This window comes from Diaphorobacter sp. B2A2W2 (assembly GCF_056730635.1).
In genome coordinates, this window is record NZ_JBWZOR010000008.1 from 145,156 (window position 1) to 169,381 (window position 24,226).

21 protein-coding genes are annotated in these 24,226 nt (G+C 67.2%); 10 read left to right on the top strand and 11 right to left on the bottom strand.

What is annotated here, in order from left to right; genetic code table 11:
- The first annotated feature begins 38 nt into the window (after window positions 1–38).
- On the top strand, window positions 39–1,283 hold the full coding sequence (locus tag AC1PPL_RS14100; RefSeq protein ID WP_479973549.1) for an FAD-dependent monooxygenase: 1,245 nt from the start codon (window positions 39–41) through the stop codon (window positions 1,281–1,283).
- An 87-nt stretch (window positions 1,284–1,370) separates the two neighbouring features.
- Here AC1PPL_RS14100 and AC1PPL_RS14105 read toward each other — a convergent pair whose 3' ends face one another.
- Genes AC1PPL_RS14105 through AC1PPL_RS14120 form a run of 4 tightly spaced genes read right to left on the bottom strand, consistent with a single transcriptional unit; the run spans window position 1,371 to window position 4,954 of the window.
- Window positions 1,371–2,633 carry an MFS transporter gene (locus tag AC1PPL_RS14105; RefSeq protein WP_479973550.1) on the bottom strand — a complete coding sequence of 421 codons (1,263 nt, stop codon included), beginning with the start codon at window positions 2,631–2,633 and terminating at the stop codon, window positions 1,371–1,373.
- 60 nt (window positions 2,634–2,693) lie between these two features.
- On the bottom strand, window positions 2,694–3,524 hold the full coding sequence (locus AC1PPL_RS14110) for a LytR/AlgR family response regulator transcription factor (protein WP_123675202.1): 831 nt from the start codon (window positions 3,522–3,524) through the stop codon (window positions 2,694–2,696).
- The gene (locus AC1PPL_RS14115) at window positions 3,484–4,590 is read right to left on the bottom strand and encodes a sensor histidine kinase (RefSeq protein WP_479973551.1); all 1,107 of its coding nucleotides are present in this window, start codon (window positions 4,588–4,590) and stop codon (window positions 3,484–3,486) included. The genes AC1PPL_RS14110 and AC1PPL_RS14115 overlap by 41 nt, the downstream gene beginning before the upstream one ends.
- 43 nt (window positions 4,591–4,633) lie before the next feature.
- Window positions 4,634–4,954 carry a 2TM domain-containing protein gene (locus AC1PPL_RS14120; RefSeq protein WP_479973552.1) on the bottom strand — a complete coding sequence of 107 codons (321 nt, stop codon included), beginning with the start codon at window positions 4,952–4,954 and terminating at the stop codon, window positions 4,634–4,636.
- A gap of 232 nt (window positions 4,955–5,186) precedes the next feature.
- Between AC1PPL_RS14120 and AC1PPL_RS14125 the strand changes: the two genes are divergently transcribed.
- Complete coding sequence (locus tag AC1PPL_RS14125) at window positions 5,187–6,011, top strand: undecaprenyl-diphosphate phosphatase (protein WP_015912772.1); 825 nt, start codon at window positions 5,187–5,189, stop codon at window positions 6,009–6,011.
- Between the two features lie 5 nt (window positions 6,012–6,016).
- On the opposite strand, the gene AC1PPL_RS14130 is transcribed toward AC1PPL_RS14125, so the two are convergent.
- The 7 genes from AC1PPL_RS14130 to AC1PPL_RS14160 all read right to left on the bottom strand — a co-directional run bounded on the left by AC1PPL_RS14130 (window position 6,017) and on the right by AC1PPL_RS14160 (window position 16,666).
- Complete coding sequence (locus tag AC1PPL_RS14130) at window positions 6,017–7,807, bottom strand: diguanylate cyclase domain-containing protein (protein ID WP_479973553.1); 1,791 nt, start codon at window positions 7,805–7,807, stop codon at window positions 6,017–6,019.
- A 108-nt stretch (window positions 7,808–7,915) separates the two neighbouring features.
- Window positions 7,916–8,731 (bottom strand): alpha/beta fold hydrolase, encoded by an 816-nt coding sequence (locus AC1PPL_RS14135; protein WP_479973567.1) that lies wholly within the window; start codon window positions 8,729–8,731, stop codon window positions 7,916–7,918.
- A gap of 8 nt (window positions 8,732–8,739) precedes the next feature.
- A complete protein-coding gene (locus AC1PPL_RS14140; protein WP_015912775.1) occupies window positions 8,740–9,567 on the bottom strand; it encodes a proteasome-type protease in 828 nt (275 codons plus the stop codon).
- 164 nt (window positions 9,568–9,731) lie between these two features.
- Complete coding sequence (gene mutS, locus AC1PPL_RS14145) at window positions 9,732–12,386, bottom strand: DNA mismatch repair protein MutS (RefSeq protein ID WP_479973554.1); 2,655 nt, start codon at window positions 12,384–12,386, stop codon at window positions 9,732–9,734.
- A gap of 69 nt (window positions 12,387–12,455) precedes the next feature.
- Window positions 12,456–14,060 carry an alkaline phosphatase D family protein gene (locus AC1PPL_RS14150; protein WP_479973555.1) on the bottom strand — a complete coding sequence of 535 codons (1,605 nt, stop codon included), beginning with the start codon at window positions 14,058–14,060 and terminating at the stop codon, window positions 12,456–12,458.
- A 14-nt stretch (window positions 14,061–14,074) separates the two neighbouring features.
- Complete coding sequence (locus AC1PPL_RS14155; protein WP_479973556.1) at window positions 14,075–15,598, bottom strand: GGDEF domain-containing protein; 1,524 nt, start codon at window positions 15,596–15,598, stop codon at window positions 14,075–14,077.
- A gap of 93 nt (window positions 15,599–15,691) precedes the next feature.
- Window positions 15,692–16,666, bottom strand: coding sequence for an NADPH:quinone oxidoreductase family protein (locus AC1PPL_RS14160; protein ID WP_287802881.1), 975 nt, complete (start codon window positions 16,664–16,666; stop codon window positions 15,692–15,694).
- Between the two features lie 136 nt (window positions 16,667–16,802).
- Here AC1PPL_RS14160 and surE point away from each other — a divergent pair, with 136 nt between their 5' ends.
- The 8 genes from surE to rlmN all read left to right on the top strand — a co-directional run bounded on the left by surE (window position 16,803) and on the right by rlmN (window position 24,200).
- Window positions 16,803–17,585 (top strand): 5'/3'-nucleotidase SurE, encoded by a 783-nt coding sequence (surE, locus tag AC1PPL_RS14165; protein WP_047350873.1) that lies wholly within the window; start codon window positions 16,803–16,805, stop codon window positions 17,583–17,585.
- On the top strand, window positions 17,585–18,355 hold the full coding sequence (locus AC1PPL_RS14170) for a protein-L-isoaspartate(D-aspartate) O-methyltransferase (RefSeq protein ID WP_015912781.1): 771 nt from the start codon (window positions 17,585–17,587) through the stop codon (window positions 18,353–18,355). Before surE ends, AC1PPL_RS14170 begins: the two co-directional genes overlap by 1 nt.
- A gap of 11 nt (window positions 18,356–18,366) precedes the next feature.
- A complete protein-coding gene (locus AC1PPL_RS14175) occupies window positions 18,367–19,278 on the top strand; it encodes a peptidoglycan DD-metalloendopeptidase family protein (protein WP_287966232.1) in 912 nt (303 codons plus the stop codon).
- A 14-nt stretch (window positions 19,279–19,292) separates the two neighbouring features.
- Window positions 19,293–20,297: an RluA family pseudouridine synthase gene (locus tag AC1PPL_RS14180; protein WP_479973557.1), complete on the top strand. Its 1,005-nt coding sequence runs from the start codon at window positions 19,293–19,295 to the stop codon at window positions 20,295–20,297.
- Window positions 20,298–20,447: 150 nt separating this feature from the next.
- On the top strand, window positions 20,448–21,152 hold the full coding sequence (gene scpB / locus AC1PPL_RS14185) for an SMC-Scp complex subunit ScpB (protein WP_479973558.1): 705 nt from the start codon (window positions 20,448–20,450) through the stop codon (window positions 21,150–21,152).
- Window positions 21,149–22,489, top strand: a complete 1,341-nt coding sequence (locus AC1PPL_RS14190; RefSeq protein WP_479973559.1) for a pseudouridine synthase — start codon at window positions 21,149–21,151, stop codon at window positions 22,487–22,489. Before scpB ends, AC1PPL_RS14190 begins: the two co-directional genes overlap by 4 nt.
- A 76-nt stretch (window positions 22,490–22,565) precedes the next feature.
- Window positions 22,566–22,991: a nucleoside-diphosphate kinase gene (ndk, locus tag AC1PPL_RS14195; protein ID WP_011804598.1), complete on the top strand. Its 426-nt coding sequence runs from the start codon at window positions 22,566–22,568 to the stop codon at window positions 22,989–22,991.
- Between the two features lie 84 nt (window positions 22,992–23,075).
- Window positions 23,076–24,200 carry a dual-specificity RNA methyltransferase RlmN gene (rlmN, locus tag AC1PPL_RS14200; RefSeq protein WP_011804599.1) on the top strand — a complete coding sequence of 375 codons (1,125 nt, stop codon included), beginning with the start codon at window positions 23,076–23,078 and terminating at the stop codon, window positions 24,198–24,200.
- The last annotated feature ends 26 nt before the right edge of the window (window positions 24,201–24,226 follow it).

Below are 24,226 nucleotides of genomic sequence, written 5' to 3' on the forward strand. Positions count from 1 at the left end.
GATAGCAGGGTGGCTGCCGGTGGGCGGACAATCGGCCCATGCAGAAACAAGTCTTGATCGCAGGCGGTGGCATTGGAGGATTGGCTGCCGCCCTGGGTAGCTCGCGTGCCGGGTGGGAAGTGCGCCTCTTCGAGCGTGCCGCGGAGTTCACCGAGGTGGGCGCCGGTGTGCAGATCGGCCCGAACGTGGTGCGCCGACTGCAGGCCTGGGGCCTGCAGGGCGCGCTGCAGGCCGTGGCCGCCTTCCCCGAGCGTCTGCAGGTGCGCAGTGCGCTCACCGGTGCTGAGTTGGCGGCGCTGCGCCTGGGCAACACCGCCATCGAGCGCTACGGCGCCGCCTACGCCACCATCCACCGTGCTGACCTGCACGGCCTGCTGCTCGATGCATTGCGCGAGCGCACCGGTGTGCACCTGAACCTGGGTCATGCCATCGTGCACCATGCGCAAGACGGTGGCGTGGTCACCGTGCGCGTAGCGCGCCACGGCCCGGGAAGCGACAGCGAGGGCGGTGCGCAAGATCTGCTGATCGAAGGCGATGCGCTTATCGGCGCCGACGGCCTGCGCAGCGGCACGCGCATGCGTTTGCTGGGCGAGACGCCCACGCGAGTCTCCGGCCACCTGGCCTACCGCGCCGTGGTGCGCCAGGACGCGCTGCCCCAGGCGCTGCGCAGCCAGCAGGTGACCGCCTGGCTGGGGCCGCGTCTGCACGTGGTGCAGTACCCGCTGCGCCGTGGCGAATTGCTGAACGTGGTGGCCATCCGCCACGGGCAGCCGCCGGCCGACCTCGATTCCTGGGACCATGGCGCCAACGCGGCCGATCTGGAGGCCGCGCTGGCCCGCACCTGCACGCCGCTGCAGGACTTGATTCGCGCCGTGCCGCAGGCGGGCAGCGGCTGGCGCCTGTGGCCGCTGCTGGACCGCCCGCCCGTCGCCGGCCCGCAAGAGATGGCGCAGGGCTTGGTGGCATTGCTGGGCGACGCGGCACACCCCATGCGGCCCTACCTGGCGCAAGGCGCCGGCATGGCCATCGAGGACGCGGCCGAGCTGCAGCGCGCCCTGGCCATGCACGACCTGGAAGTGCCGCTGCGCCTGCGCCGTTACGCGCTCAACCGCTGGCAGCGCAACGCGCGCGTGCAGGAGCGCTCGCGGCGCAACGGGCGCATCTTCCATGCCACGGGCCTCGTGCGCTGGGGGCGCGACACGGCGTTGCGGCTGCTGGGAGAGCGGCTGCTGGACGTGCCCTGGCTCTACCGGGGCGACGGCTCCAGCGCCAGCTCGCTGTGAAAGTGCGCTGGGGCAGTTGGCATGTGACGCTATTTAATTGATAGCTATTTGCGCTTATCCTGTAAGCGATAACGGCAGATTTGACTGCTATCTTTCACCCTGCGGCGGATGCGGCAGCAGCCGAAACGCCAGCGCCGCCAACGCGAGCAGCACGGCGATGCTGGCCATCACTGCCAGGTAAGGGTCCGTCCCCCCGCGCTTGGCAAGGGACGCCACCAGCCCCGTGAGCCACTGCATGGCCGCCACACCCAGGAACATGGCCATGGTGAACACCGCCATGGCCCGCCCGGTGAGCGCCGCCGGGTAGGCCGCGCGCACGTCCGCGTACTGCAGCACGATGAAGCCTGACAGCAGCCCCACGGCCAGCATGCAGGCCACGTCCAGCAGGGCGGAGTGCGGCAGCACCATGGCCGCGAACAGGACCGCCATGGCCAGGGTGCAGGTCACGATCCAGCGGCGACGCCGGGCGGGGCCGGGGTCGATGCGGCCGAACAGCATCGGCCCGCACAGCGCCACCACCGACAGGGCCAACGCCACGTTGCCGCTTTGCACCAGCGAGAAACCGTGGCGCTCGATCAGCATGGGCCCCAGCCACAGGCCGCGCAGGGAGATGAGCGCCGCATAGGTCACCGCGCCCAGCACCACGATGCCCCAGGTGTGCGGCACGGTGAACAGCGCGGCGAAGCGCAGCACCGCCTCGCGCACGGATTCGCGCGGGGCCTCCTGCTGCGCCGGCGCGGCGACGGGCTCATGCACGCTGCGCCAGATCCACAGCCAAGCCGCCAGCGCCAGCGCCGCCAGCACCACGAAGCCCGCGCGCCAGGACCACTGCTGCACCAGCCAGGCCAGAGGCGTGCCAGTGAACAGCATGCCCAGCGTACCCAGCGCCATCGCCATGCCCGACATCGCCGCGAAGCGCTGCGGCGCGAAATGCCGTGCAATGAACACCGTGCACACCAGGAAGGCCGGCGCGCAGCCCACGCCGATCAGCGCCTGGCCCACCAGCAGCGCGCCGTAGCCCGGTGCCAGCGCCGACAGCAGCGCCCCCGCGATACACAGCGGAAACGCCGCCAGGATCGTGCGGCGCACGCCATACAGATCGATGCCGATGCCCATGAAGAGCTGCATGGCGCCAAAGGCGAAATGGAAGGTGCCCGCGAACACTCCCAGCGCTTGCGGCGACAGCCCGAAGTCCGCCTGCAGCGGCGCGGCCATGATGGCGGCCACGGTGCGAAAGGCCGAGCTCAACGCGAAGCCCGAGGTCAGCGCCACCAGCATCAGCAGGGCGGCGCGTGATGCCATGGCGATGGGGGCGGGTGGAAGCGGCGCGGCGGAGGGGGCGTTGGGCATGGGGCCCGAGGCTACACCGGACGCGGCGCGCGTGCAGGCGCCGTGCGCACCGGCCCGCGCTTACATGGCCTTGAACAGCGGCGCATACAGCCGGCTCACCGCCAGCCGCTCAGGCCTGCCCCGCAGCTGCAGATGCATCCGGCCCGCTTCGTCGCGTATGGCGCTGGCGATGGCGGCGGCACGTACCAGCGTGCCCCGGTGCACCTGCCAGAAGTCGGCCGGATCGAGCTGCCCGGCCAGTTCCTTGAGTGGCGTGCGGATCAGGTATTCACGCTCGGCGGTGAGCACACGCACGTACTTGTCGGCCGCCTCGAAGTACACGACCTCCTGCACAGGCACGAGGTGGATCTGCGTGCCGCTGCTGGCCTGGATCATGCGCAGCGGCGCGCCGCCGCCCGCTGGGGGCTGCACCGATCCGCCCAGCCCTGGGGCCTGCGCCAAAGCGCGCAACTGGGTCAGCGCTTGCTCCAGCGCCGGCAGCGCGCCAGGGGCGCCGCGCTGTGCCAGCAGTTGCTGCAGCCGCTGCACCGTCTGGCGCAGCCGCGCGGGCTGCACGGGTTTGAGCAGGTAGTCCACCGCCTGGGCTTCAAAGGCCTGTACGGCGTATTGGTCGTAGGCGGTGACGAAGACCAGCGCGGGAAAGGCTGCGGTATCGGGCCAGGCATCGGCCAGCTCTGCCGCCGCCTCCAGGCCGCTCTGGCCGGGCATGCGGATGTCCAGCAGCAGCACGTCGGGGCGCAGTGCCAGCGCCTCACGCACGGCGCTCAGACCGTCGCCCACGCTCGCAGCGATCTCCAGGGCGGGCCAGGCCTGCTGCAGCTCGTGGCGCAGGGCCGCGGCCAGCAGCGGCTCATCCTCGGCAATCAGGGCTCGGGGGAACGTCGAGTGCATGGTGCTTCAAGGGAAAAGTGATGATGCAGGCCGTGCCCTGTGCGCTAGCAGCTATCAATTCGAGAGTGCCAGCGTCGCCGTACAGGGTGGCGAGGCGCTCGCGCACCTGCTGCAGGCCAAAGCGCGCGGTGGTCGTGCCCGCGGTGCCCGTGGGTGGTGTGTAGCGCAGGCCCGCGCCCGTGTCACGCACGGCCAGCTGCACGCGCGCCGCCGGGGTGCCGCCCTGCAGCAGCGCGGCCTGTACGTGGATGTGGCCACCCTGCACCTGTGGCTCCAGGCCGTGGCGGATGGCGTTCTCCACCAGCGGCTGCAGCAGCAGGGGCGGGACGGGCACGTTGCGCAAAGCCTCGGGCAGTTCCAGGGTGTAGTCCAGGCGCGGGCCCATGCGCACGGCCATGAGGGCCAGGTAGTCCTGCAGCCGCTCGAACTCGTCGGCCAATGGGTGCAGCGCGGCGCGCGATGCGCCCAGGGTGGCGCGCAGGTAGGCGATGAAGTGGTCCAGCATCTCCTGAGCGCGCGGCGGATCCGTGGCCACCAGCACGCGCAGGTTGGCCAGGGTGTTGAACATCATGTGCGGCTCCAGCTGCGTTTCCAGCAGTTTCAGGCGTGCCTCGGCCGCGTCACGCTGTACCTGGGCCACGCGCGCCTGCAGAAAGCGCGCCTTACCCCGGCTGTGGAAGAAAAACGAGATGGATGCGCTGGCCGCGATGGTGACGACCAGGGTGGACACGGCCTCGTGCCCGCGCAGCCAGGCCAGGTCGCCCAGTGCGCCGCCGTTGTACAGGTGTCCCACCACCGAGCCGGAGACAAAGCCCATGGCCGTGCCCGCAAAGATGAGTACCGCTCCCCATGGCCGCCGCGGCCACGGAATGGCGCTGTGGCGTGTGAGCGCCATGCGCCCCAGGTCCACCGTGAACCAGCTCACCAGGCCGATGGTGAGCGAATACACCAGGTTCGCATCCCAGGGCGTGGATCTCGCCAGTGTGACGCCCAGCGCCACCAGGCAGCAGAACGCCGCCGTGGTCAGCAGCCGGCAGAGGAAGGCGATGGGGTGGTTGACGCTCATGGAACAGGCGGGGTACGGGCCATTGTGCTGCAGGGCCGGCCCGTCATTGCGGTGCCGAGTCGTTGTGGCCGCTGCGCTCGCGTGCCAGCGCCGCCCGCTCGCGTGCGACAAGCGCTTCGCGCCAGTGGGCTCCGGGCAGGGCCAGCCACACGACCGCCCCATGCAGCAGCAGGCCCAGACCCCAACCGAGAGCGGGGTAGGGCGTCCAAGTCCGCCCCTGCATCAGCGCCAGGCCCGCCAGCGCCAGCTGAACGGTGAGGTAGACGCCCGCGTGCAACAGCCAGCCCAGCTTGGCACCCGCGCGCCGCCGGGCCAGGCGGTCGAGGGTATCCGGGTGGTTCGGGGAACGAAGAGAGTGATGCATGGCGCGTCTCCAGACGGGGTACTGCACCCCGTTGCCGTACTGTGCAAGGAGAGGGGGCCCACCAAACAGTGCATTGCGACGAACGGCAGCCGCGTGGCGCGGGCGGTTGCCTGGCGGGCGCGAGCGGAGCCGTTCTGGCGTATGGCCCGGCAGGACACAGGGCGTGACACCCGTGTCACGCCGCACGGGGCTGATAATCCGCGCTTTGCTTTTTCGCTGTCAGGACGCTTGCGTGGACACTCTCTTGCTGCTCAAGGCCGCCATCATGGGCGTGGTCGAAGGGCTGACCGAATTCCTCCCCATCTCTTCCACCGGCCACCTGATCCTGGCCGGGTCGCTGCTCGGGTTTGACGATGCCAAGGCCAAGGTCTTCGACATCGCCATCCAGACCGGCGCCATTTTCGCGGTCATTCTGGTCTATTGGCAGCGCATCCGCGCGACGCTGGTGGCGCTGCCCACCGAGCGGCAGGCGCGTCGTTTCGCCTTGAACGTGCTGATCGGCTTTCTTCCGGCCGTGCTGCTGGGTCTGTTGCTGGGCAAGGCCATCAAGGCGCATCTGTTCACGCCGGTGGTGGTGGCTAGCACCTTCATCCTGGGCGGCTTCGTCATCCTCTGGGCCGAGCGGCGCCAGCAGGCCGCCGTGCGCATCCATGCCGTGGACGACATGACGCCGCTGGACGCGCTGAAGGTCGGCCTGGTGCAGTGCCTGGCCATGGTGCCCGGCACCAGCCGCAGCGGTGCCACCATCATCGGCGGCATGCTGCTGGGGCTGTCGCGCAAGGCGGCCACCGACTATTCGTTCTTTCTCGCCATCCCCACGCTGATCGGCGCAGGCGTCTACAGCCTCTACAAGGAGCGCGCGCTGCTGTCGGCGGCCGACATTCCGCTGTTTGCCGTGGGACTGGTGTTTTCGTTCATCAGCGCCTGGCTGTGCGTGCGCTGGCTGCTGCGCTACATCAGCTCGCACAGCTTCGTGCCGTTCGCGTGGTATCGCATCGCGTTTGGCCTGGTGGTGCTGGTCACGGCATGGAGCGGCCTGGTGACCTGGGCCGAATAGCCGCGTCAGGACGACGCCAGCGCCAGGTCGCCCTTGTTGCGGCGCACGCAGAACTTGCCCTGCTGCTTGCCGCTGTACATGGCGGCGTCCGCCAGGCGGATGAGGGTGCAGGCGTCGCAGGCGTCGTCCGGCGCGAGTGCGTAGCCGATCGTCAACCCCACGCGGATCTCGACGCCCTGCACGTAAAACGGCTTCAGGAAGGATTCCAGCAGTGCGATCCCGAGATCGTGCGCCTGCATCACGCTGGGCAGCTGCTGCGCCATGACGACGAATTCGTCCCCGCCCACCCGTGCGATCAGGTCGGCGTGGCGCAACTGGGCGCGCAGCCGCTGCGCCACGGCCACCAGCAGCCGGTCGCCCACGGCGTGCCCATGCTGATCGTTGACGGGTTTGAAGCCGTCCAGGTCCAGCATAAATACGGCCAGCAGCCGGTCGGCTTGTGCGTGGGGCAGCGCGGCGCCCAGGGCTGCGTCCAGGCCGCGCCGGTTGGGCAGGCCGGTGAGGGGGTCGGTGCGGGCCAGCGACATGAGCGCGTCGCGCTCCCGGCTGGCGTCTTGCACTGCGTCACGCAGGCGTGCGTGGCGCAGGCCCAGCATGCGCATGAACAGCAGCATGTTGACCACGGCTGCGATCTGGAAGAGGTGCATGGGCCAGAACCGGGCGGGGAGCACCCCATGCACCAGCAGAGCGAGCGCGACGGCAGTGCCGATATAGGCCGGCCATGCGAGCAGCAGCGTGTGCCCCACGGGGTCGTTCTCGTGCATGCGCCGCGCGGCCACGGGCAGGCTGACCAACGCCGGCAGCGGCCCCAGAAGTGCCAGCGTGGCGAGGGTCGCGGGCGTGTTCAAAACGTTTGACAGGAACGCGGCGCAGAGCAGGACGGACAGCGCGGCTCCTCCCTGCATGGTGCGCAGAAATCGACCGGGCCGGTTGTCGCGCGCCAGCGAGTGCCCCATGAACAGGAAGGCGCCGATCACCGCAATGCAGACGAACAGCGGGCCGGCGTGCTGCTGCATCCAGGGGTGGTGCCCCCAGATGAACAGGCTGCCGATGCCAAAGAAGTGGATGGAAAACCCCGTGCTGCCCAGCACCAGCAGCGCGTAGTAGGCGAACACCTTTTCTCGTAGCGCGACGGCCTGCAGCAGACCGTAGATGAACAGGCACAGCGCCAGGCCCACGAACAGGCCCTGCAGCATCTGCTCGCGCAGCATGGGCGCAGCCATGTCTCGCCAGGTGCCGATGCGCAGCGGGACAATCATTCCGCCCAGCGTGCGCACGCGCACCAGCAGCTCGTAAGTGCGTTCGTGCTCCAGCGCCAGAACCACCGCGGGGGTGCGCCAATCCAGCGCGTGGGGGCTGGGCTGCTGCAGGTTGCCCAGGGCGTGATGCTGCAGCACCTCGCCGTCCGCCACCAGATAGACGTCGAGTTCGTTCAGCAGCGGGAAGTCCACATTGATGACCCAGGGCCCTGCGCGCGCCTGGGGGACCAGTGTCGCCTTCAGCCACACGGCATCCGGGCGCACGCCCAGTGAACCGCCGCGCGTCACAGGTGCCGCGAACTCCGTGGGCGTGGCCAGCATCTCCTGCACCGTGCGTGCCAGCGTGGGGTCAGAGCGCATGCACAGGTGGGCCCACAGATCCACGGGGCCCCTGCCCGGCTCCAGCACTGTGGCTCTGCAGGCCTGCGCCGGGCCGGGGTGCAGCGCGCCGAGCAGGCACAGCATTCCGCCCAGCACCGCGCGCAGCCGCACGCCGCCAGGCAAGATTCCGCACCAGAGCAACAGCAAAAGCCGCATCGCACCCTCCGCAGGAGGTTCAAATGTATCACCGCGTAACGACTGCGGTGTGAGCGGATAGAGGGCAAGTCGCCGCGGGCTGCCGCGGGCTGTTGCGGACTGCGCGTGTCAGGAATCCGCGATGTGGGCCAGGTTCAGCAGCGCGGCTTCGATCGCCGCGGCCGTGGCGCGGGGCTGCTCCATGGGAAAGAGGTGACTGCCGTCCAGCATCGTCACGCGGCCCTGGGTGATGCGCTGGGTCATCGCCATGCCCACCTGGCGCATCTCGGCGGAATCGCGCCCGCCGATGAAGGCGGCCGGGCAGCGCAGCGGATGCGCGTGCAGCAGCCGGGCCAGGTTGTGGGGCAGGGTGTTGTAGATCTGGGTTTCCACCGCGCGGTCAAAGGCCAGCACGCGCTTGCCGTCCTGGTCCTGCAGGCCGTGCGCCACGTAGTCCCGCAGCACGCGCGGGTCCCAGTGGGCGAAGGCCTTCTTGCGGCGAAAGTGCTCCAGCGCCTCTTCAGTGCTGGCCCAGCTGTTGCGCCGCGCGCGGCTCACGCGTCCGGGCGAGACGGCGCCCACCACTTGCGTCTGCTTGGCCACCCCCAGGGCACTGGCGCGCCAGCCGCCGATGAGGGGCGAGTCGATCAGCACCACGCCCCGTGCCAGCTCGGGGTGGCGCGCTGCGGCCATCACGCTCAGGAAGCCCCCGAGCGAATGGCCCACCAGAAAGGCCTGCTCTCCGCTGCGCTGCTGCTGCTCGGCGGCAAAATCCGCCAGGTGCTGCACCAGGTGGGGCCAGTTGTTGCTGACGGGGTATTTCTCGTCATGGCCATAGCGCTCGATGGCGCTGACGCGAAAGCCGCGCTCGCGCAGTTCATCGAACAGCACGCGGTAGGTGCCGGCGGGAAAGCTGTTGGCGTGGGAGAAGACGATGCAGGCCATGGAACGGTTCACACGAGCTTGTCGCGCGGTGTGGTGATCTTCTTGATGGGCCGGCTGCGCAGGGGCTCCACGCGGATGGGCACTTCGGTCACGCCGCCGTTCCATGCCGGATCCTCGATGCTGTCGAACACCTGGCGCAGCTTCTCGCCCCAGCTGTCGTGCAGCATGCGGAAGTAGGGGTTGTGCTCGTCGATGCACACGATCTTGTCGGTGGCGAGGCGCCCCTCCTCGTACACCACGAGGTCCAGCGGCAGGCCGACCGAGAGGTTGGACTTGAGCGTGCTGTCCATGGACACCAGCGCGCACTTGGCTGCCTCGCTCAGCGGCGTGTGGGGCGTGATCACGCGGTCCAGCACGGGCTTGCCGTACTTGGATTCGCCCACCTGAAAGTACGGCGTCTCGGCCGTGGCTTCGATGAAGTTGCCTGCCGAATACACCTGGAACAGGCGCATGCCCTCGCCCTTGATTTGGCCGCCCAGTAGCAGGGAGACGTTGAAGTCCACCCCCGCGCGCTGCAGTGCGGCGCCGTCGCGCTCGTACACGCGTCGCACCGCCGCGCCCAGCACGCGCGCCACGTCGAACATGCTGGTGGCGTTCCACAGCGTGATAGGCGTGCTGTCGCCGGGCTCCTGGATCTGCTCGACCTGCAGGATTTCGCGCACCGACTGCGAGATGCTCAGGTTGCCGGCCGACAGCAGCACCATGAAGCGGTCGCCGGCCTGCTCGTAGACCATCATCTTGCGAAAGGAACTGATCTGGTCCAGCCCGGCGTTGGTGCGCGAATCGGACAGGAACACCAGGCCGGCGTTGAGCTTGATGGCGACGCAGTACGTCATGGGATGGGCTGTGAAGGCGAAGAGGGCGAGTGTAGGGCGCTTTGCCGGGCGGCCGTGTCGCGGCTGCGGCGCTGCGGCGGGCGCAGGGCGGGCATGCTCATGAGGTTTTTTGCTACCATAAACATAGCTGCTAGCGCTTTACTGGTAAGCGCTAGAGCCTTATTTTATTCAAAACCGGGCGTGCTCAGCCGCTTGAGCTGGTAGAGCGCGTCCAGCGCCTCGCGGGGCGACAGCTGGTCCGGGTGGATCTGCGCCAGGGCGGACTCCACGGGGCTCACGGTCGCCACCTCGGGCGCGGGCGGCGGAGCGAACAGGTCCACCTGCAGCTCATCCTCGCCCGCGCGTTCTTCCAGCGCGGCGAGCGTGTGGCGCGCGTGGTGCAGCACGGCGGCGGGCACCCCCGCCAGCTTCGCCACCTGGATGCCGTAGCTGCGGCTGGCGGGGCCGGGCTGGATCTCGTGCAGGAAGACGATGTCGTGGCCGGACTCGGTGGCGCCCACGTGCACGTTCACCGCGTGCGGGTGGCGCGCCGCCAGTTCGGTCAGCTCGAAGTAATGCGTGGCGAACAGCGTGAACGCGCGGGTCTTGTCATGCAGATGGGTGGCGATGCCGCTGGCCAGCGCCAACCCGTCGAAGGTGCTGGTGCCGCGGCCGATCTCGTCCATCAGCACCAGGCTGTGCGGCGTGGCGGCGTGCAGGATCTGCGCCGCCTCGGTCATCTCCAGCATGAAGGTGGACTGGGCATTGGCCAGGTCGTCGGCCGCGCCGATACGGGTGTGGATCGCGTCGATGGGGCCCAGTCGGCAGGCCGCGGCCGGCACGTGGCTGCCCATGCTGGCCAGCAGCACGATCAGGGCGACCTGCCGCATGTAGGTGGACTTACCGCCCATGTTGGGGCCGGTGATGATCTGCATGCGCGCGTTGGCGTGCAGGCGCGTGTGGTTGGGGATGAAGGCGCCGCTTGATGTTTCGGCCAGCCGGGCCTCCACCACGGGGTGGCGGCCCGCCTCGATGTCGATGCAGGGCTCGTTGACGAATTGCGGTGCGCACCAGTTGAGCGTGAGCGAGCGCTCGGCCAGCGTGCACAGCACGTCCAGCGTGGCCAGCGCCTGCGCCAGCCGCGTGAGCTGGGGCACATGGGGCTGCAGCTGGTCCAGCACCTGCTCGTACAGCCACTTCTCGCGTGCGAGGCCGCGTTCCTGGGCCGACAGTGCCTTGTCCTCGAACGTCTTCAGCTCGGGCGTGATGAAGCGTTCCGCGTTCTTCAGTGTCTGGCGGCGGCGGTAGTCCTCGGGCACCTTGTCCGCGTGGCTGCTGGTGACCTCGATGTAGAAGCCATGCACCTTGTTGAACTGCACACGCAGGTTGGGGATGCCGGTGCGAGCCTTCTCGCGCGTCTCCAGATCGAGCAGGAAGTCGTCGCAGTTGTTCTGGATGCCGCGCAGCTCGTCCAGCTCGGCATCGAAGCCCGGCGCGATCACGCCGCCGTCGCGCACCAGGGCGGCGGGCTCCTCCAGAATGGCGGCACGCAGCAGTGCCGCGCAGTCGACGGGGGGCTGCAGGTGGCTGAAGACCTGGGCCAAAAACGGCTCTGGCGCTTGACTGTTAAGCGCGAGCAGCTCTGCTTTTTGTAGCGTCTTGCACAGCGCCACCAGCTCGCGCGGGCGCACCTGCCGCAGCGCGATGCGCGCGGTGATGCGCTCCACGTCGCTCACGCCGCGCAGTTCGCTGCGCAGGAGCTGCCACGGGCCCTGGCCGCTGCCGGCGCCGCGCAGCGCTGCCGTGGCCGCCAGGCGCTGGCGCGCGTCGCTGCGGTCGCGGCGCGGCTCCAGCAGCCAGGTCTTGAGCAGGCGGCTGCCCATGCCGGTCATGCAGGTGTCCAGCAGCGAGAACAGCGTGGGCGCGTCCTCGCCGCGCAGGGTCTTCACCAGCTCCAGGTTGCGCCGCGTGGCCAGGGGCAGGTGGATCAGTTCGTCGCTTTGCTGTACGCGCACGCTGTGCACATGGGTGAGTGCGCGGCCTTGCGTGTGTTCGGCGTACTGCAGCAGCGCGGCGGCGGCGGCATGGGCGTGGGGCAGGGCCTCGGCATTCCAGGCCTGCAGGCTGGCCGCGCCGAGCTGTTCCAGCAGCTTGCGCTCGCCCAGGGCACCATCGAACTGCCAGTCGGGCCGCAGGCTCATGGGGCAGGTGAACACGCCGCCCTGGCGCAACTGGGTCAGTTGTTCTTCAAAGCGCTGGGTGATGCCCGCGCTGTAGATCACCTCGCTGGGGGCAATGCGTGCGAGCCAGGTGCCCACGTCGGCCTGTGCGCATTCGGCCAGCTGCACCACACCCTGGGTGACGGAGAGCCACGCCAGGCCACAGCGCGCGCGCGCGCCCTGGTGCACGGCCAGCAGCATGGACTCGCTCTTGTCAGACAACAGTTCGCTATCGGTGAGCGTGCCGGGGGTGACCACGCGCACCACCTTGCGCTCCACGGGGCCCTTGGCGGCGCCCACTTCGCCCACCTGCTCGGCAATGGCGACCGACTCGCCCATCTTGATGAGGCGGCCCAGGTAGTTCTCCAGCGCATGAAAGGGCACGCCCGCCATGGTCACCGGCTGGCCGGCCGACTGGCCGCGTTGGGTGAGGGTGATGTCCAGCAGGCGCGCGGCCTTCTCGGCATCGGCGTAGAAAAGCTCGTAGAAGTCGCCCATGCGGTACAGCAGCAGCGTGTCGGGGTGCTGGGCCTTCAGGGCCAGGTACTGCGCCATCATGGGCGTGTGGTTCGAGAAGTCGGCCTCGTCGGGGCGCGGGGTGGGCGCGGGTTTCCCGGTCATCTGCGTGCGTGTTCCTTGGGTGCGGACGAAAGTGGCAAGGCGCGCGACGCGCCAGGATTGGTGCGGGCCCTAGGCCGGCTGCGGGCCGGGGCGGCCGTCTTCCACCACGAATCGGGCCAGAGTGTACGCGGCGCTGCCGGCATCCAGCGGGTCGCGCAGGGCGCGCAGCGTGGTGGTCCAGCGCGTGGGCGTGATGTCGCACAGGCCGTAGCCGCGCTCCTCACAGCGGGCCAGCAGTACATGGGGGTTGTGGCGGGCGATGGCATCCACCTTCTCCTGCGTGGTGCCGGCGCGCGAGGAGATCGAGGTGCCGCAGAACTCGCTGGCCAGGATGCGCGGCGCACCGTGGGCATGCGGCCCGTGTGGCGCCATCACGTTGCAAACATAGTTCTGGTGGATGTCGCCGCCCAGCAGCACCGTGTTGCGCGGCGGGTGCTGCGCCAGCGCCTGCAGCAGGCGGTCGCGTGCGGCGGGGTAGCCGTCCCAGCTGTCGGTGGACTGTAGGCCCGAGGGGTAGCGGCGTGGCGAGAACAGGGTCTGCTGCGCCAGTACGCTCCAGCGCGTAGCTTGGTTGCGCGCATCGGCTGCCAAGCCCGCGTGTAGCCACTGCTCCTGTTCCCAGCCGAGGAGGCTGCGGTGGCCGTCCAGGATTTCGGGGCAGGCGTCGGGCCGCACCGCGCCGGTCGCACCCTTGCCCGGCGTGCGGCAGGCCTGCAGGTCGCGGTACTGGCGTGTGTCCAGCATGTGCAGCCGCGCCAGGCGCCCCCAGTGCAGGCGGCGGTGGATCTGCAATTGATGGAAACCGGAGCCGGCCAGCGTGGATGCGCGCAGCGGCATGTGTTCATAGAAGGCCTGCCACGCTGCGCTGCGCAGCGGCAGCCATTCGGCGCGCTCGCCCCGGCCCTGGCCAGCGGCGTAATCGTTCTGTACCTCATGGTCGTCCCAGGTCACCGCCCACGGGGCGCAGGCGTGCGCGGCCTGCAGCGCGGGGTCGCTCTTGTGCAGGGCGTAGCGGTCACGGTAGTCCTGCAGGTTGCGAGGCAGGCGCAGCGCGTGCACGCGGGCCAGGCCCGTGGCGTCCTGCGGGCTGGGATATTCGTAGATGTAGTCGCCCAGGAACAGCACCAGGTCGGGCTGGTCCGCGCAGGCATGCCGCCAGGCCGCGTAATGGCCATGCTCCCACCGCTGGCAGGACGCGAACACCAGCCGCAGGCGCCCGGGCAGCGCATCCGGTGCGGGTGCGGTGCGGGTGCGGCCGACGGGGCTGGTGGCGTCACCCAGCATGAAGCGGTAGTGGTACCAGCGGTCGGGGCGCAGGCCGGCCACCTCCACATGCACGCTGTGGCCCAGTTCAGGCAGCGCCATCGCCGTGCCTTGCTGCACGATGTGGCGAAACTGCGCGTCGTCGGCCAGTTCCCAGCGTACGGTCAGGGGGCCGGCCCAGGGGGCGTGGGCGCCGGCCAGGTCCGCGGGCGGAAGCACGCGGGTCCAGAGGACCACGCCGTCGTGCGCTGGGTCGCCACTGGCCACACCCAGGCCAAAGGGGTCGTGCCGCACGGCGGCCTGGGCCCAGGCCCAGCGGGGCAACTGCGTGGCCATGCCGGCCCAGGCGGCCTGACGCAGCAGTGTGCGGCGCGAGATGTCAAGCGAAGGCGGGTGCACGGGACATCGCACAAGGGGTCCAGGCGTCAGGCAGCAACCACGCGGTTTTTGCCGGTGCGCTTGGCCAGGTACATGCCCTGGTCGGCGCGGCGGATTGCGTCGGCGCTGCCTTGTTCGCCCTCCACCTGGGCCACACCGGCGCTGAAGGTGATGAGCACCCGCTCCTGGTCTTTGAGGAAGTAGCGCGTGGTCAGCTCGCGTTGCAGGCGCTCCATGGCCTTCACGCCTTCCGCCAGTTCGGTGTCGGGCAGGATGATGACGAATTCCTCGCCGCCATAGCGCGCCAGCTGGTCCTGCGGCCGCATCACCTCGCGGGTGACCTGCGCCAGATGCACCAGGGCCGCGTCGCCGGCGGTGTGGCCCAGGCGGTCGTTGATGGACTTGAAGTTGTCCACATCCAGCAGCGCCACGCACAGCGGCGCGTCCTGGCGGCGCGCACGCGCGATCTCGCGCTCCATGGCCTCGGCAAAGCCTTTGCGGTTGAGCGAGCCCGTCAACGGGTCGTGGCGCGCCTGGGCGCTCGCGCGGTCCAGCTCCTGGCGCAGGTGGTCGATTTCGGCGTGCTTGGCCTCGGTGCGCTCGCGCAGTTCCTGCAGTTCGCCGCGCGTCACCCGGCTGCTCAGCGCCATGGCGCGCGTGGCGGCCATGACTTCTTCCAGCAGCGGCATGATGTCCTGCAGTTGCGTGGCCTGGCTGATGCGCTCGGCGCAATCCTCCATCTTGGTGTTGTAGGCGCTGCTGGATTCATCCATCTGCGCCAGGCGCTCGATGAATGTGGCCAGCAGTTCGCGCATCTGCATCTGGGCGTGAACGGTGCGTTCCTTGGCCTCAGTCTGCTTGAAGATGACGTCCTTGAGGCGTCGCTGCACGTCGTCCAGCCGGCGCAGCGTGAGCGGCGGGGTGGAGGCCGCAAGCAGCGCCTCGGCCTGGCCGTGCAGCCACTCGTCGTCCATGCTCAGGGCGGCAATGTTCTCGAACACCAGGCGCAGCAGGCTGAGCAAGCTCAGCCGGATGGCGGCTTGGTCTTCCGCCGCGAAAGACAGGCGGTAGCTGAAGTTGCCGAGCATCAGCTCAGCGGTGGAGACGGGTGGGTCGGGCTCGCGCAGGAAGGTGCTCAATTGCGCAGCCAGCTCATGCACGCGGACATCGTCCTCACCCAGCGCCGGCAGGGTGTTGTCCACCAGCCGCGCCAGATTCTGCGCCAGTGTCAGCGGCAGGTGGTCAATCCGGGTGCTCGCGGGCTCGGGCGCGGCCACGGGCGAGAGTCCCAGGTTGGCGTATCCCACCAACACGTTTTGCAAAACGCCCCAGTCCTGCTGGGTGATGGCGGTTTCCAACAGGCCCAGCAACCGCTTCTGCGCCGGGGTCTGGCCGGGGATCACCCGCGAGATCTGCCGCAGCTGGGCGCTGGGAAACGCCGGCGCGCTGGTGGTGCCGGCCACTTCGTCATAGAGGGCCTGGTAGTGGTCGGGCGTGGGAGGAAGCCGGCGCGTGGCGAGTAGCTTGAGCGTCTCGCGGGCAATTTCAGAAGGGGATTTGGCGGAGGCCATCTGCAGGGACGCAGGAAGATGCAAACAGCCAAAAGTGTGACAGAGTGCAGCCCGCTTGGATAGCAGGCCGGGTCAAGCCATGTGTAAATCGTGTCAGTTGACCAGAACCAGTTTGCCGATCACCGCACGTGCGCCCATGTGGGCAAACGCGGCGGGTAGCTGTGACATGGGCATGGTTCGGTCGATGGCGGGCCTGATCTTGCCCTGTGCATACCACTGGAGCAGGGTGCCCATCATCGAAGCATTGGCCTGGGGCTCGCGCTTGGCGAATTCGCCCCAGAACACGCCGACGACAGAAGCACCCTTGAGCAGTGGCAGATTCAACGGCAATGAAGGGATGGGGCCTGATGCGAAGCCGACCACCAGATAGCGGCCTCGCCAGGCGATGGAGCGAAATGCGGGCTCTGCCAGTGCGCCGCCCACCGGGTCGTAGATGACGTCCGGTCCCCGCCCGTCGGTCAGTGACTTGGCGGCGTCGCGCAGGTCCTCCACGCTGTAATTGATCACGGCATCGGCGCCCAGCTTCAGGCACACGTCGCATTTTTCGTCCGTGGAGGCGGCTGCGATCACGCGCGCTCCCTTGGCCTTGGCGATCTGAATCGCGGCAGTGCCCACGCCGCCGGCCGCGCCCAGCACCAGCACGGTCTCGCCAGCCTGGAGCTGGCCCCGGTCCAGCAGGGCGTGGTAGGAGGTTGCATAGGTCATGATGAATGCCGCCGCATCCACATGGCCAAAGCCGTCCGGCAGGGGTATACAGCGTGCGGCCGGGGCGATGGTGTGCGTGGCGAAGCCACCCGTGCCGCTAAGGCAGGCCACGTTTTGACCCACCTGCAGATGGGTGACGCCGTCGCCCACGGCCTGCACGACGCCCGCGAACTCCGAGCCGGGCACGAAAGGCAGGGGCGGTTTGATCTGGTACTTGTTCTGCACTATCAGCAGGTCGGGAAAATTCAGGCTTGCCGCGCGGATCTCGACGAGGACCTCGCCCGCCTTGGGAGCCGGGTCGGGCAGTTCTGTCCAGGCCAGGGCCTCGACGCCGATGGGGTTGGTGCAGAGCCAGGCGTGCATGAATGTCTCCTTGGTCGCTACGAATCTGTTGGGCGGGCATCATAGGGGTCGTCTCTGAGGCTGGGTTGTCCCTTGCGTGACCAGCGACAGCGTGTGTGCGCGCTCCTACAATGCCAGCCGTTCCGCCTTCCAGACCATGAAAATCCTCATCTCCAACGACGACGGCTACCAGGCGCCTGGCATCGTGGCGCTGCATGACGCCCTTAAGACCATTGCTGATGTGGAAGTGGTGGCTCCCGAACACAACAATAGCGCGAAGTCGAACGCCCTGACGCTGCATTCGCCGTTGTATGTGCAAACCGCGCACAACGGCTTTCGCTATGTCAATGGCACGCCTGCCGATTGCGTGCACATTGCGCTGACGGGCCTGCTGGGTTACCGGCCCGATCTGGTGGTCTCCGGCATCAACAACGGTGCCAACATGGGCGACGACACAATTTATTCCGGCACGGTGGGTGCTGCGATGGAAGGCTATCTTTTCGGGATCCCGTCCATCGCCTTTTCGCAGGTGGACAAGGGGTGGGGCGAGATCGAGTCGGCTGCGCGCAAGGCGCGCGAGATCGTTCAGCAGATGGATCGCCAAAACCTGGTCGGCGAAGCCCCCTGGCTGTTGAATGTCAACATTCCCAATATGCCGTATGACGCATTGCGGCCCTTGCGCATGTGCCGCCTGGGCCGGCGCCATGCGGCAGAGCGTGTCATTGAGCAGCAGAGCCCGCGTGGGGAGCTGATGTACTGGATCGGTGGCGCTGGCGCCGCCAAGGACGCGGCGGAGGGCACTGATTTTCATGCCACGGCCCACGGCCATGTATCCGTCACGCCATTGAAGGTGGACCTGACCGATTACGACGGACTGGGGTATTGGGCGCAGACTCTGGCCCGTCTCGTACCTGCGCAGGCGTCCGGCGAGGTGGCTTGATGCAGCGGCGGCCAGGTTTTCCTGCGCGGATCGACTGGCGCCAACCCGGTGCACCCACTGCGGCGCCACCGGTAGGCGCGCGCCGCGAGGTGCAGCCGCCCACGCCGCACGGCGTGGGGCTGGACTCCGCTGCCGTGCGCGCACGCATGGTGCAGCGACTCGCAGCCTCGGGCATCTCGGCGGGGGCGGTTCTTCAGGCCATGGGAATGATTGAGCGGCATCGTTTTGTCGACACCGCCTTGGCCAACCAAGCCTATGAGGACACCAGTCTGCCCATCGGACTGGGTCAGACCATTTCCAAACCCAGCGTGGTAGCACGCATGATCGAATTGTTGCTGGGGGCCGAGTGCGCGCGCGGAAATGGAATGGGCCGGGTACTGGAGATTGGCACGGGCTGCGGCTATCAGGCAGCGGTGCTGTCGCGTGTCTCGCGCGAGGTGTATACCGTTGAACGCTTGCGCGCGTTGCATGAAAAGGCGCGAGACCACTTGCGCCCCCTGCGCTTGGCCAATGTGCACCTGATCCTGGGCGACGGAATGCTGGGTTACCCCAGCGGCGCACCCTATGCGGGCATCATTGCCGCGGCGGGGGGCGATAGCCTTCCCGCCGCGTGGTGCGAGCAACTTGCCGTGGGTGGCCGGTTGGTCGCCCCACTGGCGGGCGCCGACGGCCAGCAGATGTTGCTGGTCGTTGATAAAACTGCGCAAGGCTTGAAGCAGGGCATTCTGGAAGCCGTGCATTTCGTCCCCCTAAAATCGGGGATCGCCTGAAGGATTTGCTTATGTTGGTATCGCGTAGTCTTGTGGTTTGGGGAGTTGCCGTGCTGGCTGGCGGTTTGCTGGCGGGGTGCAGCACCCCGATCAACAGGGCTCCCGTGGAAGATCGCGGCACCTTTGCCGCGAGCAGCGGCACGACGGGGCCCGCCGGCGCCGTGCCTGAGGTCAAGCCCTTGCCTGGTGCTGAAAACGCGGGCAAGCCTGGCTACTACACCGTGAAGCCAGGCGACACGCTGATTCGCATTGGCCTGGAAAACGGGCAAAGTTGGAAAGACATCGCGCGTTGGAACAACCTGGAAAACGCCAACCTGATCGAGGTGGGCCAGGTGCTGCGTGTGGTGCCCCCTGCTGCGGCTGCGGCGACTGCGGTGGCATCTGACACCGGTGTGGTCACCCGCCCCGTCACGTCTTCGCCCTTGGCTGCAGCATCGGCTGCGAGCGCACCCAAGCCATCGGCATCGGCGGCGTCTACACCGGCCGCGGTGGCGCCGGCAGCGGCACCCAGCGCGCCGGCGGTGGCCACCGCGTCGGTCGCTGCCGCGGCAACGGATGACGTCAACTTTATCTGGCCCTCGTCGGGCAGCCTGTTGGCGGGATTCGACGAGGTGCGTAACAAAGGCTACGACATCGGCGGTAAGGCAGGCGATCCGGTGCTCGCCGCTGCCGATGGACGGGTGGTGTACGCCGGCGCTGGGCTTCGCGGCTATGGCAACCTGGTGATCTTGAAACACAACAACACCTATCTCACGGCCTATGCGCACAACCAGACGCTGCTGGTGAAGGAAGACCAGAACGTGCGCCGGGGGCAAAAGATTGCCGAGATGGGAAGCACCGACGCGGATCGTGTGAAACTGCATTTCGAAATCCGGCGCCAAGGCAAGCCCGTGGACCCCGCCCGCTACCTCCCCTCCCGTTGAGCGCGCCGGCTTCCATGGGAGAGGCGTCCTGGCTGGAGGATGCTGATCCGGCAGAGACAGGTGGGAGTCAGGCGGACGAGTTTGAGGCGGAACTGCGGGAGGTCGTCGTGGGCGCCGAGCAGCATGCTCAGCGGCTGGACAAGGCACTCGCGGAACTGGTCCCAGAGTTTTCCCGCAGTTATCTGCAGCAGTTGCTGCTCCAGGGCTGCGTACGCCTGAATGGGCGGGAGGTGCAGAAGCCTGCGTCCAGGGTCAAGGTCGGGGATCGCATCGCGGTCGAGATGCGCCCTACGCAGCAGAGCCAGGCTTTTCGGCCCGAGCAATGGCCATTGGATGTGGTGTATGAGGATGAGCACATCCTCGTGATTCACAAGCCTGCGGGGCTGGTGGTGCATCCCGCGCCCGGCAATTGGAGCGGCACGTTGCTGAACGCCTTGCTTGGCCGGGATGCGCAGGCGATGCAGGTGCCGCGTGCGGGCATCGTCCATCGACTGGACAAGGACACCAGTGGCCTCATGGTCGTTGCGCGCAGCCGGTCGGCCATGGATGCACTCGTCCGCATGATCGCTGCGCGCGAGGTCAGCCGCCAGTATGTGGCGCTGGGGTGGGGCGGCTGGACGGGGGCCGCACATCGATCGGTGCATGCCCCGATCGGTCGTGACCCGCGCAATCGCCTGCGGATGGCGGTGGTCGATCTAGCACAGCATCCAGGCAAGGAAGCCCGCACCGATTTCGACCTGATAGATGCCAACGAGGAGGTGTGCCTCGTGCGTTGTACGCTGCACACGGGTCGAACGCACCAGATCCGCGTGCATATGGCATCCATACGTCATCCCTTGGTGGCAGATGCACTGTACGGCGGAGCGCTGGCCGGGCCCATGCATCGACAGGCGCTGCATGCATTCCGGCTGGCGTTTGTACACCCGGTCACTGGCGCTCCCCTGGAGTTCCACGCGCCGCTGCCGGAAGACATGACGCAGGCGCTGGATTTTTGGGGGCTGCGCTACAATCGCCCCTGACGGCTGTTCTGCCGTGAACCGCCGGTCAGCACGAGCTACCGGCCCCGTGAAGGCGCATTGCCACGCTCTGCTTTCTGCGCCGCAATATCTCCAACCCAAGGCGCAGCCTCCCGTTTGATGCGAGGCTGCCTTTCCAGGGACTGTTGGACCATGAATTCGGTGGACGCCAAACGGGTTCTTGAAACCGCGTTGATCTGTGCCCCGCAGCCTGTATCGATCCGTGACTTGCGGACATTGTTCGATGACGCGCTGGGTTCCGATACAGTAAAGATGCTGCTGCTGGAACTGCAGCAGGACTGGGCCTTGCGAGGGGTGGAGTTGGTACAAGTGGCCACAGGTTGGCGTTTCCAGAGCCGGCCCGAGCTGCGCGAATTTCTGGACCGGCTGCATCCTGAAAAGCCGCCCCGCTACACGCGAGCGACGCTGGAGACGCTGGCCATCATTGCGTACCGGCAGCCCGTGACCCGCGGGGACATCGAAGACATCCGTGGGGTGACGGTCAACAGCCTCATCATCAAACAACTGGAGGACCGCGGCTGGGTGGAGGTCATTGGCCACCGCGAGACAGTGGGCCGGCCTGCGTTGTTTGCTACCACACGGCAGTTCCTGGACGATTTAGGACTGCAATCACTGGATCAACTGCCTACGCTCGAAGACCCCGGCGTGCAGGTCAGCATGTTTGAAGCGCTGGGCGCCATTCAGGGGGCACCGCAGAGCGAAGACACTGCAGGGGTACCTGGGGACGGCGTGCAGGTGCCGGCGGCGGACGAAGTAGATATTGAAGATGCCCCTGATCTGGTAGTGGGCGCGACACACAGTGGTGCCGAAGAGGGGCCACGGGACATTGACATATGAATGATGAATCTCACAAGGATCCGGACTCCATGGGGGGGCGCTCGCCTTCGCCCGCATCGGAGGCTGCTGCGCCGCGCAGGCCCCGCAAGCGCAAGTCTGCGGAAGGCGCGCTTCAGGAGAATGTGACAGTACCGCAACTGAGTGCTGACGGTGCCCAATCGGACGTGAAAATGCAGGAAGTGCATGAGCAAGGCGCTGCTGTTGAGGTGCCACGACAGTCCAGCGGCCATGCTGCCAAGCGCGCGCCAAAGGGCGATGGCTATCAGTTTGCCGACGTGGTGTCGGGTCAGTTCGACGAGGATGAAGCCAACGCCGAGCTCGCCCCCGCCAAACGGGTGCTACTTCCCCAGCCAGAAACCCCCAAACTGCACAAGGTGCTTGCCCAGGCGGGCATGGGGTCTCGGCTGGAAATGGAGCAGCTCATCCTGGAAGGTCGTATTTCCGTCAACAACGAGCCGGCCCATATCGGGCAGCGCGTGCAGTTTGGGGACCAGATAAAGGTCAACGGCAAACCCATCCGCTTCCGTATTGCACCACCGCCGGTACGCGTGATTGCATACCACAAGCCGGTGGGCGAAGTGGTTACGCATGACGATCCACAAAACCGCCCCACGGTGTTTCGCAAACTACCCCGGCTGCAGCAGGGCAAATGGCAATCCGTCGGGCGTCTGGACCTGAATACCGAAGGTTTGTTGCTATTTACCAGTTCGGGGGAGCTTGCGAACAAGTTGATGCACCCCCGCTTCGGGCTGGAGCGTGAATATGCGGTCCGCGTGTTGGGTGCGTTGAGCACCGAGGAAAAGCAGCGCTTGCTCGAAGGCGTGCCGCTGGAGGATGGCATGGCTTCCTTTGGCTCCGTGGAAGACGGCGGCGGCGAGGGCGCCAACTGTTGGTACCGTGTCACCATCTCTGAAGGCCGTAACCGCGAGGTCCGCCGTATGTTCGAGGCGGTAGGACATGCGGTGAGCCGGCTGATTCGGATTCGCTACGGGGCCATGATGCTGCCGCGCGGGCTCAAGCGCGGGGCGTGGCTGGAGCTTGATGAGCGCGACATTCGTGCCCTGATGCAGGCGGCAGGGGCAACGCTGGATGGTGGTGGTGCGCGCCCCACTAGTGGCCAGGGCAGGGGCGCCCGCAAAGGCGATCGTCGATCCGCGGGGCCCGGCAAGGCATCTGGCAGTGGGCGTGACAAGACAGGGGGGCGTGCGGGGCGATCGCCCTCACCGAATGCCCAGCCGGACCCGATGAAGACGTCGCTCGGTTATATCGGGGCCGACAGTTTCTCGCGCCATCGCCAACAGCAACGCAACAATGGGCCGCGCCGCGGCGGCCGTTAGGGGATTGGCGTAAAGCTAAAATTGACGGTTTGCCTTCAGGGCAAAAATACCGCAACACCTCACTAGGAAAATCAACATGGCTATCGAACGCACCCTTTCCATCATCAAGCCGGACGCAGTTGCCAAGAACGTGATCGGCCAGATCTATGCGCGCTTTGAAGCCGCGGGCCTGAAGATTGCCGCTGCGCGCATGATCCACCTGTCGCGCGCCGAAGCCGAGCAGTTCTACGCAGTGCACAAGGAGCGCCCCTTCTTCAAGGATCTGGTGGACTTCATGATTTCCGGCCCCGTGATGGTGCAGGCCCTGGAGGGTGAGAACGCCGTCCTGAAGAACCGTGAACTCATGGGCGCGACCGACCCCAAGAAGGCGGCGCCCGGCACGATCCGCGCTGACTTCGCGGACAGCATCGACGCCAATGCGGTGCACGGCTCCGACGCTGCCGAAACCGCCCAGGTGGAAGTGGCCTTCTTCTTCCCCGGCCTGAACATCTACTCGCGCTAATGCAGTGGCTCCGCGTGCCGGGCGGTCCTGGTTTGGCCGCCCCCGCGCGGATGCGCTATGTGGGCGTGGACATCCGTGAACGTTATGACCACGAACCTTCTGGATTTTGACCTGGACGGCCTGGCTGCTTTTTGCGAGCGGCTGGGAGAAAAACGTTTTCGGGCCACGCAACTGTTTCGCTGGATCCACCAGCGCGGTGCCAGCGATTTTGACCAGATGAGCGACCTGGCGAAATCGTTGCGCGAGAAGCTCAGGGGCTGCGCCCATGTGGCAGGGCTGCAAGCCATCAGCGAACATGTCTCTGCGGACGGCACGGTGAAGTGGCTGTTCGACGTGGGCGACGGCAACGCCGTGGAGACAGTCTTTATTCCTGAGGACGATCGCGGCACCTTGTGCATCTCCTCGCAGGCTGGATGCGCCGTAGGCTGTCGTTTTTGCTCCACCGGTCACCAGGGGTTCAGCCGCAATCTCACTACTGGCGAAATCCTGGCCCAGCTCTGGTACGCCGAGCACGCACTACGGCAGCGCCGCGGTGACGGTGAACGCGTGATTTCCAACGTGGTGATGATGGGAATGGGCGAGCCGCTGCAGAACTATGCTGCACTGGTGCCTGCGCTGCGAGTCATGCTCGATGACCATGGTTACGGCTTGTCGCGGCGTCGCGTAACCGTGTCTACCTCAGGCGTCGTGCCCATGATGGACCGGCTGGCGCAGGATTGTCCTGTGGCGCTCGCTGTTTCGCTGCATGCTCCCAATGACGTGTTGCGCGACAACCTCGTTCCCCTGAACCGCAAGTACCCGCTGCATGAACTCCTGGCGGCGTGTCGGCGTTACTTGGACCACGCGCCGCGGGACTTCATCACTTTTGAATACTGCATGCTGGAAGGCGTGAACGATCAGCCAGAGCATGCGCGACAGTTGATTGACCTGGTGGGCCGCAAGGCGGCCGACGGCGGGGTGTCGTGCAAGTTCAATCTCATCCCCTTCAACCCGTTCCCGGCTTCCGGTCTGCGCCGATCTCCCCCGGCGGCTGTGACGGCTTTCGCACAATTGTTGAGTGACGCGGGTATCGTCACGACCGTTCGCAAGACGCGCGGTGACGATATTGATGCGGCATGCGGACAACTGGCTGGCGATGTGAAGGACCGAACACGGGTCAATGAACGCATGGCCAAGCTCAGGACCATCGAGATCAAGCCGGTCATCTGACGGCGTGGCGCAACAATTACGGGAGG

Coding starts and splice junctions, on each gene's coding strand:
- AC1PPL_RS14100 (WP_479973549.1), top strand. CDS start 39: ATGCAGAAACAAGTCTTGATCGCAGGCGGTGGCATTGGAGGATTGGCT.
- AC1PPL_RS14105 (WP_479973550.1), bottom strand. CDS start 2,633: ATGCCCAACGCCCCCTCCGCCGCGCCGCTTCCACCCGCCCCCATCGCC.
- AC1PPL_RS14110 (WP_123675202.1), bottom strand. CDS start 3,524: ATGCACTCGACGTTCCCCCGAGCCCTGATTGCCGAGGATGAGCCGCTG.
- AC1PPL_RS14115 (WP_479973551.1), bottom strand. CDS start 4,590: ATGAGCGTCAACCACCCCATCGCCTTCCTCTGCCGGCTGCTGACCACG.
- AC1PPL_RS14120 (WP_479973552.1), bottom strand. CDS start 4,954: ATGCATCACTCTCTTCGTTCCCCGAACCACCCGGATACCCTCGACCGC.
- AC1PPL_RS14130 (WP_479973553.1), bottom strand. CDS start 7,807: ATGCGGCTTTTGCTGTTGCTCTGGTGCGGAATCTTGCCTGGCGGCGTG.
- AC1PPL_RS14135 (WP_479973567.1), bottom strand. CDS start 8,731: ATGGCCTGCATCGTCTTCTCCCACGCCAACAGCTTTCCCGCCGGCACC.
- AC1PPL_RS14140 (WP_015912775.1), bottom strand. CDS start 9,567: ATGACGTACTGCGTCGCCATCAAGCTCAACGCCGGCCTGGTGTTCCTG.
- mutS (WP_479973554.1), bottom strand. CDS start 12,386: ATGACCGGGAAACCCGCGCCCACCCCGCGCCCCGACGAGGCCGACTTC.
- AC1PPL_RS14155 (WP_479973556.1), bottom strand. CDS start 15,598: ATGGCCTCCGCCAAATCCCCTTCTGAAATTGCCCGCGAGACGCTCAAG.
- AC1PPL_RS14160 (WP_287802881.1), bottom strand. CDS start 16,666: ATGCACGCCTGGCTCTGCACCAACCCCATCGGCGTCGAGGCCCTGGCC.
- surE (WP_047350873.1), top strand. CDS start 16,803: ATGAAAATCCTCATCTCCAACGACGACGGCTACCAGGCGCCTGGCATC.
- AC1PPL_RS14170 (WP_015912781.1), top strand. CDS start 17,585: ATGCAGCGGCGGCCAGGTTTTCCTGCGCGGATCGACTGGCGCCAACCC.
- AC1PPL_RS14175 (WP_287966232.1), top strand. CDS start 18,367: ATGTTGGTATCGCGTAGTCTTGTGGTTTGGGGAGTTGCCGTGCTGGCT.
- AC1PPL_RS14180 (WP_479973557.1), top strand. CDS start 19,293: ATGGGAGAGGCGTCCTGGCTGGAGGATGCTGATCCGGCAGAGACAGGT.
- scpB (WP_479973558.1), top strand. CDS start 20,448: ATGAATTCGGTGGACGCCAAACGGGTTCTTGAAACCGCGTTGATCTGT.
- AC1PPL_RS14190 (WP_479973559.1), top strand. CDS start 21,149: ATGAATGATGAATCTCACAAGGATCCGGACTCCATGGGGGGGCGCTCG.
- ndk (WP_011804598.1), top strand. CDS start 22,566: ATGGCTATCGAACGCACCCTTTCCATCATCAAGCCGGACGCAGTTGCC.
- rlmN (WP_011804599.1), top strand. CDS start 23,076: ATGACCACGAACCTTCTGGATTTTGACCTGGACGGCCTGGCTGCTTTT.